The following is a 15,071-nucleotide window of genomic DNA, read 5'->3' as shown; positions in this document are numbered from 1 at the left end:
GGGGCGCGACCAATACACAGGCTCCCCCGTTTCCGGGGGTATTCCGCTACGTCCCGAACGGGGCCGGATCCTTACCCGGCGGCGTCGTTCAGACGTGCAATCGTCTCATCCTGCCCGATGACCAGCATCATGTCATAGACGCTTGGCGTCACTTTACGGCCGGCAAGGGCGGCACGCAGGGGGGCTGCCAGCTTGCCGAAGCCAAGGCCATGCGCGGCGGCGGTTTCGGTCAGGATGGGCTCCAGAGCGTCCTTGGTCCAGCTAGCATTTTGCAGGCGCGGCGTCAATTCCTTCAGTATACCACGGGATACCGCATCAAGGCTTTCGCCCGCATCCGTCGCAATCTCCAGCGGCCGGGCCGTCAGCACAAAATGAGCCTTTTCAAGAAGTTCAGGGAAGGTCTTGGCGCGATCCTTGACGCAGTAAAGCGCCCGCCCCAGCCCCTCCGCCTGTTCCGGGGTCAGGGCAGGACGCCCGGCCGCCACCAGATAATCGGTAATTTCATGCAGCAGTGCAGCATCGTCGTCGGCGGCGATATGCTGGCCGCACAGGTTTTCCAGCTTCTTGAAATCCAGCCGGGCCGGGGCGCGGCCGATTCCGTCCAGATCGAACCAGTCCATCGCCTGCGCCGAGGTGAAAAACTCCTCATTCCCATGCGCCCAGCCCAGCCGGGTCAGGTAATTGCGCATCCCCGCCGCAGGATAGCCCATGGCCTGATATTCCTCGACACCCGTGGCCCCGTGACGCTTGGACAGTTTCTTGCCGTCCGGGCCAAAGATCAGCGGGATATGCGCCCAGACCGGGATGTCCCATCCCATCGCATCATAGACCATCTGCTGACGCGCGGCATTGTTCAGGTGGTCATCCCCCCGGATCACATGCGTCACCCCCATATCGTGATCGTCCACCACCACCGCCAGCATATAGGTCGGTGTGCCGTCGGATCGTAACACCACCATGTCATCCAACTGATCGTTGCGGAAGGTAACGCGGCCCTGCACGCGATCCTCGATCACCGTCTCGCCCTCACGCGGGGCCTTCATGCGGATTACATAGGGGGCATCGGGATGGCTGGCGGGGTCGGCATCGCGCCAGGGGCTGCGATAGAGGGTAGAGCGTTTTTCCGCCTCTGCCTCGGCGCGGAACGCCTCGATCTCGGCCTGCGTGGCAAAGCATTTATAGGCGGCCCCCCGCGCCAGCATTTCATGGGCGACTTCGGCATGACGGTGGCGTTGCTCAAACTGGCTGACGGCGTCATCGTCCCAGTCCAGCCCCAGCCAGCGCATCCCGCGCAGGATTGCTGCCGTCGCCTCGGGCGTGGATCGCTCACGGTCGGTATCCTCGATGCGCAGCAGGAATTTCCCGCCCCGTCCCCGGGCATATAGCCAGTTGAACAGCGCCGTCCGGGCCGTACCGATATGCATGTAACCCGTCGGCGAGGGGGCGATACGGGTCACAACGGGGCGGGGGACGGACATGCAGCATTAACCTTTCGGAAACCATGGGAGGGATAGGCTCGGGCCTTGTCTAGGCAATCGCAGGACGGGAAACAAGGTGGGCGACCTTGCGGCGGCGCTGCGCGGAAGGCTGGCAGAGTGGCGGGCGGCCTCGGCCCCGGTGCGGGGCGGGCTCTTTCCCTTCGTGCCGGTTCTGATGGCGGTGGGGACGGGGTTGTGGTTCACCCTGACGACCGAGCCGCAGGCCGGGGCCTATCTGCTGGCGGCGGCGGTGCTGCTGACGGGGATTGCGCTGCGCTGGCGGGGGGCGGAAGGGCTGCATGCGCCGGGGATCGCGCTTTTCTGTCTGGCGCTTGGGTTTATGGCGGCCGGGGCAAGGGCGCATCTGCTGGCCGCCCCCATCCTTGACGGGCGCTATTACGGCCCGGTGCAGGGGCGGATTGTGATGATCGACCGCGCGCAATCGGACCGGATGCGCCTGACGCTGGACCGGGTGATTCTGGCCGATCTGGCACCCGATGCGACGCCTGCGCGGGTGCGCGTGTCCCTGCATGGCGATCAGGCGCACCTGCGCCCCGAACCGGGCCAGACCGTGCTGATGACCGCACATCTGTCGCCCCCCGATGGGCCGGTAGAGCCCGGCGCCTTTGATTTCCAGCGGATGGCCTTTTTCGACCGGCTGGGTGCCGTCGGCTATACCCGCGTTCCGGCGGTGATCTGGGCCCCGCCCGCGCCGGGGGAGCAGCGGATCAACCGGCTGCGCGCCTTGATCCGCGCCGGGGTCGAGGCCCGGATCGGCGGAGAGCCGGGGGCCTTTTCAGCGGCCCTTCTGACCGGGGACCGGGCCGGGATCGGGCAGGCGGTGCTGGAGGATCTGCGGCGCTCAAACCTTGCGCATCTGCTGGCGATTTCGGGGCTGCATATGGGGCTGCTGGCGGGCATCTTCTTTGGCGGGGCGCGGCTGGCGCTGGCGGCGGTGCCGGTTCTGGCGCTGCGGCTGCCGGTCAAGAAGGTCGCGGCGGTCGTGGCGCTGATGGCGGGGGGGATCTATCTTGCGCTGTCGGGCGGCAATGTCGCGACGGAACGCGCCTATGTGATGGTGTCGGTCATGCTGGGGGCGGTGCTGTTCGACCGGCGCGCGCTGTCGCTGCGATCTGTCGCGCTGGCGGCGGTGATCCTGCTGCTGATCCAGCCCGAGGCGTTGCTGGAGCCCGGTTTCCAGATGTCCTTTGCCGCGACAGTGGCGCTGGTTGCAGGATTTGCGGCGGTCTATGGCACGGGCAACGCGGGCGGCAAGGGCGGCGGCGGCGCAGGGGCCGGGATGCGGCGCATGCCCCGCTGGCTGCGCCCTGTCTTCACGCTGATCCTGTCCTCGACGCTGGCCGGGCTTGCAACCGCCCCGGTGGGGGCGGCACATTTCAACCGCCTGTCAAGCTATGGTCTCGTGGCCAATCTGATGGCGGTGCCGGTCATGGGGACGGCGGTCATGCCAGCGGCGGCACTGGCCGGGCTGCTGGTCCCTTTCGGGCTTGAGGCCCCGGCCCTGTGGGTGATGGAACAGGGCACGCGGTGGATTCTTTGGGTTGCGGCGCTGGTGGCGGAACTGGACCATTCCGTCCATCCCGTGCCGCAGCCCGGCATGCTTGTCCTGCCACTGCTGGCGCTTGGCGGTTTGTGGATGATCCTCTGGCGTGGGCCGCTGGCGCTGGCGGGGCTGCCGCCGGTGCTGGCTGCTTTCGCGATCTGGGCGGGGGCCGAACGGCCGCAGGTGCTGATCACCTCGGATGGCGGCATCGTCGGGCTGATGACCCCGCAGGGGCGCAGCCTGTCCGCGCCCCAGGGCGGCAGTTTCGCGGTCCGCCAATGGCTTGAGAATGATGGTGATATGGCCCTGCAGGACGATGCGGCAGTGCGGCCAGGATTTCACGGTGAGGCGCGCGAACGCCGCTTCACCTTTGGCACATGGCGCGCGGTGCAGATCAAGGGGAAGGGGGCGGCGGATCGTTTGCAGGCGGTCTGTGCCGGGGCCGATCTGGTGATCCTTGCGGGATTTGCCCCAAGGGATGCCGCGCCCGGCCCCTGCCTGCTGATTGATGCACGACTGTTGCGCAGAACGGGCGCGGTTTCGCTGACCGATCTGGGCGGGGGGCGGTTGCGGCTGGATCCGGCCCGCGCGCGGGCAAGGCTCTGGACCGGGGGCAAGGCCAGTGCGGCGATGATCCTGAGCCGCCCACGCGCTGAGAAAGGACCGGAGATCACGTCCGAGAGGAATGCGGCCGGTCTTGAGGATGTGCCAAAGCAGCCCTGAAAATGAGAAGACCAAACCGCGGAACCATCGGCCCGAAACCCCGGAACTACCAGTTCACACCGCAGCATCCCGACTGCCCGGAATGGTGGGCCAATTGACCGGTCCTTGTTTCGAATGGTCAGAGGGGCAGGCCCGTCAGAATGGATCGCGCGGCGGGACTGCCTGCGACCCTGTCCTGCAACGCCCCCAAAGGCAAAGCGCAGCGGCAGGCCGGGCCCCATCCCCCCAGCGGCTTTGGTCAATAAGACCGGATCAACCCGACCAGACGCCCCTGAACCTTCACCTTATGCGAGGGCAGGACGCGGGTTTCATAGGCGGGATTTGCAGCCTCCAGCAGGATCATGCTGTCGCGACGGCGAAAGCGTTTCAGCGTTGCCTCCTGATCCTCGACCAGCGCTACGACGATATCACCATTTTCGGCGGTGGTCTGTTCGCGGATCACGACGATATCGCCGTCATTGATCCCGGCCTCGATCATCGAATCGCCCCGCACCTCCAGCGCGTAGTGCTGGCCCCGGCCCGACAGCATGGCACCGGGCACGGCGATATGATGCGACACTTCCTGAATCGCCTCGATCGGCACACCGGCGGCGATCCGGCCCATGACAGGCAGTTCCAGCGCATGGACGGGTTCGACAGGCCGCGCGCCCCTGGGCTGGGCGGGGCGATCGCCCTCGATCACGCGGGGGGTGAAGCCGGAGGCGGCCGCCGCAGCCCCCCCGGGCACGAAACCGGCCCGTTCCATCGCCTCGGGCAGCTTCACGATCTCAATCGCGCGGGCACGATGCGCCAGACGGCGGATGAAGCCGCGTTCTTCCAGCGCAGTGATCAGCCGGTGGATGCCGGATTTCGATTTCAGATCCAGCGCCTCCTTCATCTCGTCAAACGAGGGGGGCACGCCTTCCGCCGCCATGCGGTTTCGGATGAAATCCAGCAGTTCCAGTTGCTTGCGGGTCAGCATGCCAATCCTCCGTAAGGGGCCCCGACAGGATGCGCGCAGGGCCTTCCCGGTTTTCGGCACCTGTTCGGCCTGCCGGGGTTGCCTGACTGTTCTGCCCGTGTTCCCGGTTTGTGTCAAGCCCTGCCACTGCGCTGCTGGGACGGCTGCTTCAGATCGGATGGTATTCGACCACGCTGCCCGCAGGCAGTGGTCCATCGCCCTCGGGCCGGATCAACAGGGCATCCGCCCCGCCCAGCACGCCCAGAAGGGAACTGTCCTGCAGCCCGAAGGGCGTGATATGGGGCAGGCCATCCGTCTGCGGCTCCAGCCGGGCGCGCATATAGTGGCGGCGTGGCCCGGCGGGGCCGGTCTCGCTGACCAGAACCGCGCGCAGCCGTGCAGGCGCTTGGGCGGGCTGACCCGCCAGATGCCGCAGGGCCGGGATCAGGAACAGATGCGCGCAGACGATGGCCGAGACGGGATTGCCCGGCAGGCCCAGCATCGGCACGCCCTGCAAAAGCCCCGCCATCAGCGGCTTTCCGGGCCGCATCGCGATCTTGTAGAAGGCGCGGTCCATCCCCATCGCCTCGGCCACCCGTCCCACAAGGTCATGATCCCCGACCGAAGCTCCGCCGATTGTCACCACCAGATCGGCGTCCAGCGCCAGCCGCAGCACCATGCGCAGATCGGCCTCGGTGTCGCGGGCAATGGGCAGCATCCGTGCGATGCCGCCTGCCTCCTCGACCATCGCGGCAAGGGCGAATGTGTTTGAGGTGATGATCTGGTCGGGGCCGGGGGTCTCACCCGGCATGACCAACTCATCCCCCGTCGCGATCAGTGCGATGACGGGGCGGCGATGAACCGGAACGCGCGCGATATTCATCGAGGCCAGCAGCGCCAGATCGGCAGGGCGCAAAAGGCGCGGCGTGACCTCGGCCCCGGCCCGGAAATCCTGCCCGCGCGGGCGAATATGGCGGCCTTCATCCAGCCCCGGGTTCAGCGTGATGCGGTCGCCTGCAGCCGTCACATCTTCCTGAATTACCACACGGTCTGCGCCTTCGGGGACCGGCGCACCGGTGAAGATGCGCACGGCCTCACCCGGTCCGACACGGCCTGCAAACCCCTTGCCCGCCTGAGCCGTGCCGATCACGCGCAGCGACAGGCCCGGGCGGGCGGCATCATGGATCGCATAACCATCCATGGCCGAGGCATCAAAGGGCGGCTGATCGCGCAGAGCAGTGACCGGCGCGGCAAGAATCCGGCCATTGGCCTGTCTCAGGGGCACCGTTTCCACCGGCAGGGGAGAGACGAGCGCGAAAACCCGGGCAAGCGCCTCATCAACCGAAATCATGGTGCAGGGTCCGTATCAGGCGCTGATCCCGCCGCATAACGCCCCGATTTGCCGCCCTCTTTCAGCAAAAGGCGGATGCCGCCGATCTCCATCGCCTTGTCGGCGGCCTTGACCATGTCATAGACGGTCAGGGCGGCGACGGACACGGCGGTCAGCGCCTCCATCTCAACCCCGGTCTGGCCGCCGGTCTTGACGGTCGCCTCGATGCGGATGCCCGGCAGGTCGGGATCGGCGCGCAAATCCACCGCAACCTTGGTGATCGGCAAAGGATGGCAAAGCGGGATCAGATCGGCGGTTTTCTTGGCCCCCATGATCGCGGCCAGCCGCGCCACCGACAGAACATCGCCCTTCTTGGCGCGGCCTTCGGAAATGAGCGCCAGCGTCTCAGAGGTCATGCGCACGAACCCCTCGGCCACCGCCAGCCGCGCGGTCACGGGCTTGTCCGAGACATCGACCATATGCGCATGGCCCGCCGCGTCGAAATGCGTCAGCGTTCCTGCCATCACATTCCGCCCCCGGGCGGCATTTCGGGGCGGGCCAGAATGGCGCGGGTGGCCGCCGTCACATCCGCCTGCCGCATCAGGCTTTCCCCGATCAGAAAGCAGCGCGCGCCGAACCGGGCCACATCGGCAAGATCGGCCGGGGTGAACAGCCCCGATTCCGAGATGATCAGCCGGTCCTCGGGCACCATGCGCGCCAGATCCCGCGTGGTCTGCAGCGTCACCTCAAAGGAATGCAGGTTGCGGTTGTTGATCCCAAGCAGCGAGGATTTCAGCATCGCGGCGCGGTCCAGTTCGGCCCGGTCATGCACCTCGATCAGCACATCCATGCCAAGGGCGAAGGCCGCATCTTCAAGCTCGGCGGCCTGAGTGTCCGAAACCGAGGCCATGATGATGAGAATGCAATCGGCATTCAGCGCGCGCGCCTCGGTCACCTGCCAGGGATCATAGAGGAAATCCTTGCGCAGGCAGGGCAGTTCGGTCGCCTCATGCGCCTGCATCAGAAATTCGTCCGCACCCTGAAAGGACGGGCCGTCGGTCAGCACCGAAAGGCAGGTGGCGCCGCCCGCCTCATAGGCGCGGGCAAGCGCGGGCGGGTCGAAATCGGCGCGGATCAGGCCCTTGGAGGGGCTGGCCTTCTTGATTTCCGCAATCAGCCCATACCCCTGTTGCGCTGCCGATTTCAGCGCCTGGGCAAAGCCACGCGGCGCTGGCGCCTCGTGGGCGGCGTCCTCCAGATCGCTGAGCGGTCGGGCGGCCTTGCGGGCCGCGACCTCCTCCAGCTTATAGGCTTTGATCTTGTCGAGGATGGTGGCCATGGCGGAAAACGTCCTTCAGGGGGATTTGACTTTGCTTAGGGCGAAACCGGCGCGCTGGCCAGCCCTTCGCAAGATGGGCCCGGCTTGCCGCGCCCGCATATCCCGTCAACGCGCCCAGTCGATGGGGCGTTCCCCCTGTCCGGCCAGCCAGTCATTGACGGCGGAAAAGGGACGCGAGCCGTAAAAGCCGCGATAGACCGACAGCGGTGAGGGATGCGCGGTTTCCAGAAACAGATGGCCGTCACGCGGCAGGGTGCGGCACAGTTTCTGCGCAGGCCCGCCCCAAAGCAGAAAGGCGCGCGGCCCGTCGCCCGCCACCGCCGCCAGAACCTGCGACACCAGCCGCTCCCATCCCCGCCGTTTATGGCCATGGGCGCGCCCGACGGGCACGGTCAGCACGGTATTGAGCAAAAGCACCCCCTGTTCCGCCCATCCGGACAGATCGCCCGAGACGCGGGGGATGCCCAGATCGGTTTCCAGTTCGGTCAGGATGTTCTTCAGGCTGTCGCGCGGCGGCGTGCCGGGCGGGAAGGAAAAGGCAAGCCCCGTCGCCCGGCCCGCTGTGTGATAGGGATCCTGTCCCAATATAACCACGCGCACCCGATCACGCGGGGTCAGGTGCAGGGCGCGAAAGACCTGATCGCGCGGGGGCTGCCAGCCGCTTTCTGCATCAAGTTCGGCCTGCAACCTGTTCCAGTCATTCTGGAAAAATGGCAGATCCGCCCAGCTTGCAGGAATGTCGGGCCACATCAGGCGTTGGTCAGCTTGGCCAGTGCGGCCACCTTGGCCCGCGCGGCACCGCTGTCGATACTGCTGCGCGCCATGGCCGCACCTTCCTTCAGGTCGCCCGCCTTGCCCGCCACCAGCAGGGCTGCAGCCGCGTTCAGCAGCACCGCATCGCGGTAGGCCCCGGGCGCGCCGTCCAGCAGCGCGCGGAAGGCCTGTGCATTCTCGGCAGGTGTGCCGCCAAGGATCGCCTCGAACGGATGGACGGGCAGGCCCGCTTCCTCGGGATGGACCTCAAACTCGCGCACTGTGCCGTTTTCAAGGGCGGCCACCTGTGTCGTCCCGGCAATGGTGATCTCATCGGTCCCGTCGGACCCATGAACAAGCCATGCCGCCTCGGACCCGAGCGCGCGCAGCACCTCGGCCATGGGCCGGATCAGGGTTGCGGAAAACGCCCCCGAAAGCTGCCGCTTCACCCCGGCGGGATTTGTCAGCGGTCCCAGCACGTTGAACAGCGTTCTTGTGCCCAGTTCCAGCCGCACCGGTGCGACATGGCGGGTTGCAGGATGGTGCATCGGCGCCATCATGAAGCCGATACCCGCCTGATCCAGACAGCGCTCCACCACCGAGGGGCCGACCATGACATTCAGCCCCAGTTCGGTCAGAGCATCCGCCGCGCCCGATTTCGAGGACAGGTTGCGATTGCCATGTTTGGCCACCACCACACCCGCCCCGGCGACGACAAAGGCCGTCGCGGTCGAGATATTCAGCGTGCCCTTGCCATCGCCGCCGGTGCCGACAATATCCATCGCGCCCGCAGGCGCCGTCACCGGATTGCATTTCGCGCGCATCACGGCGGCGGCGGCGGCGATTTCATCCACCGTTTCGCCGCGCGTGCGCAGCGCCATCAGGAAACCGCCCATCTGGGCAGGCGTGGCCTCCCCTTCAAAAAGGGCAGTAAAGGCGGTTTCGGCCTCGGTCCGGCTTAAGGCGCGGTCGGCGGCCAGCCCGATCAGCGGTTTCAGATCACCGCTCATGCCGCAACCCTCGCCAGATTCAGGAAATTGCGCAGGATCTGATGCCCATGTTCCGAGGCGATGCTTTCGGGGTGGAACTGCACGCCCTCAACCGGCTTTTCACGATGCCGCAGCCCCATGATCGTGCCATCGGCAAGGCTGGCGGTCACTTCAAGACAATCCGGCAGACTGTCGCGTTCGACGATCAATGAATGATAGCGCGTCGCAAGGAAGGGGGAGGGCAGACCCGCAAAGACGCCTTTGCCCTCATGCTGCATCGCGCCCATCTTGCCATGCACGATTTCATGACAGCGCACGACGCGGCCGCCAAAGGCCTGACCGATGGTCTGATGACCAAGGCAAACGCCCAGAAGCGGGATCCCTGCCTCGACCGCCGCCAGTGTCAGCGGCAGGCAGATCCCGGCCTGATCGGGGTCACAGGGGCCGGGGGACAGCACGATTGCAGAAGGCCGCAGCGCCATCGCCGCCTGCACATCCAGCGCGTCATTGCGTTCCACCCGGATATCGGCGCCCAATTCGCCGAAATAATGGACAAGGTTATAGGTGAAACTGTCATAATTATCGATCAGCAGCAGCATATCGGTCGTAACCCATTCTGTTCCTTGGGTTCCTTCCGTGGTCGTCTGCCGGGTTGCCCGCCGCGATTCCGGCAGGTCATGCCGCCGTCGCGCCGGGCCGGTTTCGGCCCCGAGGAACGTCACCCGCTTATCGCCGATCTGCCCCGGCAGGGCAACCGTTCGCGATTGGGAGGTTCTGGAGGTTGCGATATCGCGACCGGTGCAGAATTCGCCGATCTTCTGTAACGATGTCAGGAAAAATACGATTGGCTGGGGCGCCAGGACATTATTACAGTTTTTTCTAAGCCCTTATTTTCTTATATGTAATTGACAAACAATAGATTTTCAACGCAAAAGTGTTCCGGACGGGTGTTCCGGAATCGTGGTCCGGAGTGCCGATTTTTGGAGGTTTTCGTGGCCCGTATCTCATACCTTTGGCGTCGTGGTTCGGTCTATTACGCCCGGATTGACGTTCCTCTTGATCTGGTGCCGGTGCTGAAAAAACCGACCTTGAAGCAGTCGCTGAAAACCAAGGATGAAGCCGAAGCCAAGCGCCGCCTGCATCCGGTCCTAGCGAACTGGCAGCTTCAGTTTGACGACCTGCGCGCCCGTCGCGACTTGATGCCTGCCGACCGGGAAAACGCGGTCTGGGATCACTACACCGCGACTTTGGATCGCGACGACAGTGCGCGCGCAGGACTGCCGGGCGCAGCCGAGATAGAGGCCGAAACCGCCGAACTTCATGCAAGGGTGGATCGGGGCGAGATCACCGGCACTGATCCTTTGACGATCCTTGACGCGACCCTTGACCTGCAAGTGACGCAGAAGGCGGGCGAGATCAGCGCAGAGTTCCGCAAGGTGAAGCAGGCTGAACTTCGCAAACACCTTGCGAAAGGTGAGACTCCGCTGATCGCGCATGAGGTTGACGACTATCTGGAGAAAAACCGCTTGCTGGTGCAGCGTGGAACGCCTGACTGGATTAGCCTTGCCCGTCACATGATGCGGGCCGAGGTCGAGGCGCTACAGCGCAGTAGGGAACGCGACCGGGGCGATTACACCGGGCAGCCGAGTGACCCGCTGGTGAAGCCTGCCACGGGCACCCGCCGCGAGGTCGCGAAGCCCGGCGAAACGATCATGGAAATCTTTGAAATCTTCGCCCGCGAAAACAAGAACGGTGTGGCGAAGGATCGGCTTGACCAATCCCGGCGCGACATTGGCACCTTTCTTGATGTTGTCGGTGCCAGCTTTCCTATCGCCAAGATTACGAAGGTCGAGGTTCGCACATGGAAGCAACTTCTGATCATGTATCCGGTGAAGGCCACCGAAACCAAAGCCTTCGCCGGGATGAACATTCATCAGATCATTAAGGCGAACGAGAAAGTGGGGAAGCCGGTGCTGGCTGACCGCACGGTGAACCGCTACTTATCCAGTCTTGGGGCTTTCCTGTCATGGGCGGTTGATCAAGGCTACATCACCAGCAACCCGACCGAGGGGCTGATGTTGAATAAAAAGGCCAAGGCCCCGACCTTGCCCTTCAAGACCGAACAACTGACTAAGCTGTTCAACTCGCCTTGGTTCGCGGGCTGCAAGAGTGCCGACGAATGGCGCAATGTCGCCAAGCCGGGTGATGTTCTGATTAGAGATCACCGTTTTTGGGTTCCGCTGATCATGCTGTTCTCTGGTGCCCGCCCCGGCGAGATCGGCCAGCTTGCGGTGAACGATGTTCGGCAACAGCATGGGCATTGGATCATGCACATCACGACCGAAGGCGATGAAACCGACGAAGGAAAGTCTGTGAAGACAGCCGGTTCAATGCGCGTGGTGCCGGTTCACCCGGAACTGATCCGGCTAGGCTTCATTGATTACCACGCGGGCCGGGTGAAAGCGGGCGGGGCTTCGCTGTTCCCCGGTGCGGTGCGCAATTCGCGCGGGCAGATGATGGCCGATGTATCGCGCGAGTTCGGGCGCTACATGACCAAGATCGGCTTGAAAGAGGGCAGGGGCCTTAGCCTCTATTCCTTCCGCCATGGTGCAACCGACGCCTTGCGCCGGGGTGGTTTCTTGGATCAGCAATTCGGCTTCATCCTTGGACATGCTGAACCTAGCATGACGGGCAAATATGGCATCATGCCCCAAGGGATGCTGGAACAGCGCGTGGAACTGGTGAACGCCATTGCCTATCCCGGTCTGAGTCTGGATCATCTTTTGTGATATAACATAACATTTCCCTTGTGGGCGGATTCCTGACTGTGGTATTATGATACCGTAGTCAGTAACGAGTTCCTTATGGGTATCCTGTCCAGCCTCGCCCGCTTTGTCGGGCGGGGCGCATCCGAACAGAAGGGTTTCCCCCTTTCTTCGCCCGAGGCGTATGCGCTGTTCGCAGCGACCCCTGCCGCCTCGGGCGTTTCCATCACTGCACAAACTGCGATGCGCGTTCCTGCTGTTCGCAGGGCTGTTTCCCTGATCGCGGAATCCGTCGCAACGCTGCCTTTCAAGACCTACACAGAAGGGAAGGACGCCGCGAAGGCGCATCCGTCCTATGGGCTGGTGCATGACTGGGCGAACGACTGGACCAGCGCCGAGGAACTGCGCGAACTGCTGACCGCCGATGCCCTGCTGACTGGACACGGCTTCGCGCAGGTGGTGCGCAATGCCGAGGGCAAGCCGGTTGAACTGCACCGGATGGACCCCGGCGCGGTCGCCATTGAATATGATGCCTACAGCGAACCATCCTACCGCGTCCGGCTGATCGATGGCCGCAGCACGATCCTTGCGCATCATGACGTTTTGCACATTCAGGCGCTGCGGGGCGTGTCACCGATCACCCTTGCGCGTGAAGCTGTCGGGCTGGCCTTGGCTGCCGAGGGCCACCTTGCCGGGTTCTTTCGCAATGGGGGCCGCCCCTCGGGCGTGATCCTGCATCCGAACAAGCTGGAAGCCGAAACCTCAAAGAAGCTGGCCGCAAGCTGGTTTCAGTCGCATGGCGGGGAACAGTCAGGATCGACCGCAATTCTTGATGAAGGCATGGACTTCAAAGAGATCGCCGTAAAGCTGGCCGATGCCGAGTTTTCCGAGGTCCGGCGCGAACAGGTCCGCGAGATCGCCCGCGCCTTCAACGTGCCCCCTGCGCTGCTTTATGAACTGTCGCGGGGCACTTGGAGCAACTTTGAACAGTCGCACCGCGATTTTCTGACCGGCACCCTGCGCCCATGGATTGCCCGCTGGCAGGCTGCCTATTCCCGCGTCCTGCTGACCCCCGAGGAACGCGCCGCCTTTTATATCGAGGCCACGCCGGATGACCTTCTGTCGGTCGAGTTCGCCGCCCGTGCAACCGCCTACAGTCAGTATCGGGCCATGGGCGTCATGACCGCGAATGAAGTCCGTTCCGGTCTGAACCTGCCGCCGATGGCCGAGGGTGACGCCCTACAGAACCCCTTCACCACGACCGGCGCAGATGCCCCTGCGCCTGAACCCGAGGAAACCCCGAATGAATGACACGATCACGCACCGCGCCTTTTTTGGCGATGCCGAATATTCCTTCTGCCTGACCGATCCGATGCTGACCGAACTGGAAAGGATCACCGGCCTTGGCGTCGGTGCGCTGTATTTCCAGATGCTGAATCTGGCCTATCCTGCCGAGTATCTGCGCGAGATCATCCGGCTTGGCCTGATCGGTGGGGGTATGAACCCCGAACAGGCGAAGCGCCTTTGCGATGCTTACGGCGTGAACCGCCCGCTGGCCGAGGTGCTGGGGCTGTCCTTTGAGATCATGGCCGCGCGCTGGACCGGCAAGACCGAAACGCCCGACGATATTGACCAGAACGCGGTCGCAGACTTCGAACGCTTCGCCGCTGCCTTGCCGGTGGCAGCATGACCGATCGGCTTGAGGTCAAGGCATCCCTGACCGTCTCGGATGCGGGCGAGATCACCGGCACCGCATGGCCCTTCGGTTCGCCTGACCGCGTGGGTGATGTGATCGAGAAGGGCGCATTTGACCGCCCCGAGACATTGCCCATGCTTTTTTCCCATGATCCGACACAGGTAATCGGCGTTTGGGATGAGATTGCCGAAACCGATAGCGGGCTGACCGTGAAGGGGCGGCTTCTGGTGGATGATGTGGAACGCGCCCGCGAGGTCCGCGCCATGGTCAGGGCCGGGGCTGTCTCGGGCCTGTCCATCGGTTTCGTGACGAAAGGCGCAAAGCGCCATGGCAAGGGGCGCACGATCAGCGCCCTTGCGCTGCATGAAATCAGCATTGTTGCGGTCCCGGCACATCCGGGCGCGCGGATCACCTCTTTGAAATCTGTAACGAGTGAGGAACCCCCTGTGGAGAATGACGACCCCAAGACCCCGGCCAATGCGCCGGAAATCGACACGAAGGCTTTCAACGCGATGCTGTCGCGGCTGGATAAGCTGGAAGCCAAAGCGAACCGGCCCGCCGCCCCGGCCATTGTTCAGGGCGACGAAACCGAACGGAAGGCTTTCGTTTCCTTCCTTCAGGGCGGTGACTTTGACAAGAAGGCCCTGACCGTCGCCAATGACGCCCCGGCCTATGTGCTGGCCCCTGAAGAAACCTCGGGCGAGTTCATCCGCAATCTGGTCGAGTTTAGCCCGATCCGGTCCATCGCTGACGTGCGCAGCACCGGCAGTCATACAATCCTGCTGCCCAAGCGCACCGGGATCACGAATGCGGTCTGGGTGGGTGAAACGACTGCCCGCACCGCCTCGGAACCGACCTTTGACCAGTCGGAAATCGCGGTGAAGGAAATCGCCACGCATGTTGATCTGTCGCTGCGGATGCTGGAAGATTCCGGCAATGTCGAGGCCGAGGTTCGCCTTGCACTGGCCGAGGACTTCGGCGCGAAGGAAGCGCTGGCCTTTGTGAAGGGCAGCACCGCCGTTGAACCGACCGGCTTTATGACCGCTGCCGGTATCGCGGAAACGAGCAACGGGCATGTTGCGACCCTTGCCGCCGATGCGCTGATTCAACTCATGTATGCGATGCCCGCGACCTATCGGAACCGGGGTTCCTGGGTGATGAACGGCACCACGCTTGCGACGATCCGCACCATGAAGGACGGGAACGGCAATTACCTGTGGCAGCCGAGCTATCAGGCAGGCCAGCCTGAAACCATCCTCGGGCGTCCTGTGGTGGAAGCGGTGGACATGCCCGACATTGCCGAGGATGAAACCCCGATCATCTTCGGTGACTTCAAGGCAGGTTATCGCATCTATGACCGCGTGACGCTGGACGTGCTGCCCGACCTGCTGACCCAGCGCACGACAGGGCTTGCCCGCTTCCATGCCCGCCGCCGTGTCGGTGCTGGTGTGGTGCGCCCCGATGTGTTCCGCAAGCTGAAAATGAGCGCGTGAC

The 15,071-nt window shown here is 64.1% G+C and carries 13 protein-coding genes; 5 read left to right on the top strand and 8 right to left on the bottom strand.

Going from position 1 to position 15,071, the window contains the following annotated elements; genetic code table 11:
- Positions 1 to 71: 71 nt before the first annotated feature.
- The gene (gltX, locus tag JL811_RS09570; RefSeq protein WP_202688376.1) at positions 72 to 1,478 is read right to left on the bottom strand and encodes a glutamate--tRNA ligase; all 1,407 of its coding nucleotides are present in this window, start codon (positions 1,476 to 1,478) and stop codon (positions 72 to 74) included.
- Positions 1,479 to 1,653: 175 nt separating this feature from the next.
- Here gltX and JL811_RS09565 point away from each other — a divergent pair, with 175 nt between their 5' ends.
- Entirely contained in the window at positions 1,654 to 3,765 is a 2,112-nt protein-coding gene (locus tag JL811_RS09565) for a ComEC/Rec2 family competence protein (RefSeq protein WP_202688526.1), read from the top strand.
- Positions 3,766 to 4,003: 238 nt separating this feature from the next.
- On the opposite strand, the gene lexA is transcribed toward JL811_RS09565, so the two are convergent.
- The 7 genes from lexA to JL811_RS09530 all read right to left on the bottom strand — a co-directional run bounded on the left by lexA (position 4,004) and on the right by JL811_RS09530 (position 9,715).
- Entirely contained in the window at positions 4,004 to 4,726 is a 723-nt protein-coding gene (gene lexA / locus JL811_RS09560; RefSeq protein WP_202688375.1) for a transcriptional repressor LexA, read from the bottom strand.
- A 148-nt stretch (positions 4,727 to 4,874) separates the two neighbouring features.
- Entirely contained in the window at positions 4,875 to 6,056 is a 1,182-nt protein-coding gene (locus JL811_RS09555; protein ID WP_202688374.1) for a molybdopterin molybdotransferase MoeA, read from the bottom strand.
- Positions 6,053 to 6,559: a cyclic pyranopterin monophosphate synthase MoaC gene (moaC, locus tag JL811_RS09550; RefSeq protein ID WP_202688373.1), complete on the bottom strand. Its 507-nt coding sequence runs from the start codon at positions 6,557 to 6,559 to the stop codon at positions 6,053 to 6,055. Before moaC ends, JL811_RS09555 begins: the two co-directional genes overlap by 4 nt.
- Positions 6,559 to 7,374 carry an indole-3-glycerol phosphate synthase TrpC gene (gene trpC / locus JL811_RS09545; protein WP_202688372.1) on the bottom strand — a complete coding sequence of 272 codons (816 nt, stop codon included), beginning with the start codon at positions 7,372 to 7,374 and terminating at the stop codon, positions 6,559 to 6,561. The genes moaC and trpC overlap by 1 nt, the downstream gene beginning before the upstream one ends.
- A 105-nt stretch (positions 7,375 to 7,479) precedes the next feature.
- On the bottom strand, positions 7,480 to 8,124 hold the full coding sequence (locus JL811_RS09540; RefSeq protein WP_202688371.1) for a uracil-DNA glycosylase: 645 nt from the start codon (positions 8,122 to 8,124) through the stop codon (positions 7,480 to 7,482).
- A complete protein-coding gene (trpD, locus tag JL811_RS09535; RefSeq protein ID WP_202688370.1) occupies positions 8,124 to 9,137 on the bottom strand; it encodes an anthranilate phosphoribosyltransferase in 1,014 nt (337 codons plus the stop codon). Before trpD ends, JL811_RS09540 begins: the two co-directional genes overlap by 1 nt.
- Complete coding sequence (locus tag JL811_RS09530) at positions 9,134 to 9,715, bottom strand: anthranilate synthase component II (RefSeq protein ID WP_202688369.1); 582 nt, start codon at positions 9,713 to 9,715, stop codon at positions 9,134 to 9,136. The genes trpD and JL811_RS09530 overlap by 4 nt, the downstream gene beginning before the upstream one ends.
- Before the next feature lie 393 nt (positions 9,716 to 10,108).
- Between JL811_RS09530 and JL811_RS09525 the strand changes: the two genes are divergently transcribed.
- The 4 genes from JL811_RS09525 to JL811_RS09510 all read left to right on the top strand — a co-directional run bounded on the left by JL811_RS09525 (position 10,109) and on the right by JL811_RS09510 (position 15,070).
- Positions 10,109 to 11,905 carry a DUF6538 domain-containing protein gene (locus JL811_RS09525; protein ID WP_202688368.1) on the top strand — a complete coding sequence of 599 codons (1,797 nt, stop codon included), beginning with the start codon at positions 10,109 to 10,111 and terminating at the stop codon, positions 11,903 to 11,905.
- A gap of 75 nt (positions 11,906 to 11,980) precedes the next feature.
- The gene (locus JL811_RS09520; protein ID WP_202688367.1) at positions 11,981 to 13,192 is read left to right on the top strand and encodes a phage portal protein; all 1,212 of its coding nucleotides are present in this window, start codon (positions 11,981 to 11,983) and stop codon (positions 13,190 to 13,192) included.
- Positions 13,185 to 13,571 carry a gene transfer agent family protein gene (locus JL811_RS09515; RefSeq protein WP_202688366.1) on the top strand — a complete coding sequence of 129 codons (387 nt, stop codon included), beginning with the start codon at positions 13,185 to 13,187 and terminating at the stop codon, positions 13,569 to 13,571. Before JL811_RS09520 ends, JL811_RS09515 begins: the two co-directional genes overlap by 8 nt.
- Positions 13,568 to 15,070, top strand: a complete 1,503-nt coding sequence (locus JL811_RS09510; protein WP_202688365.1) for a phage major capsid protein — start codon at positions 13,568 to 13,570, stop codon at positions 15,068 to 15,070. Before JL811_RS09515 ends, JL811_RS09510 begins: the two co-directional genes overlap by 4 nt.
- The last annotated feature ends 1 nt before the right edge of the window (position 15,071 follow it).

It is taken from the genome of Szabonella alba (genome assembly GCF_016765775.1).
Taxonomy (GTDB): Bacteria; Pseudomonadota; Alphaproteobacteria; order Rhodobacterales; family Rhodobacteraceae; genus Szabonella; species Szabonella alba.
This window is presented reverse-complemented; position numbering and strand designations above follow the sequence as displayed.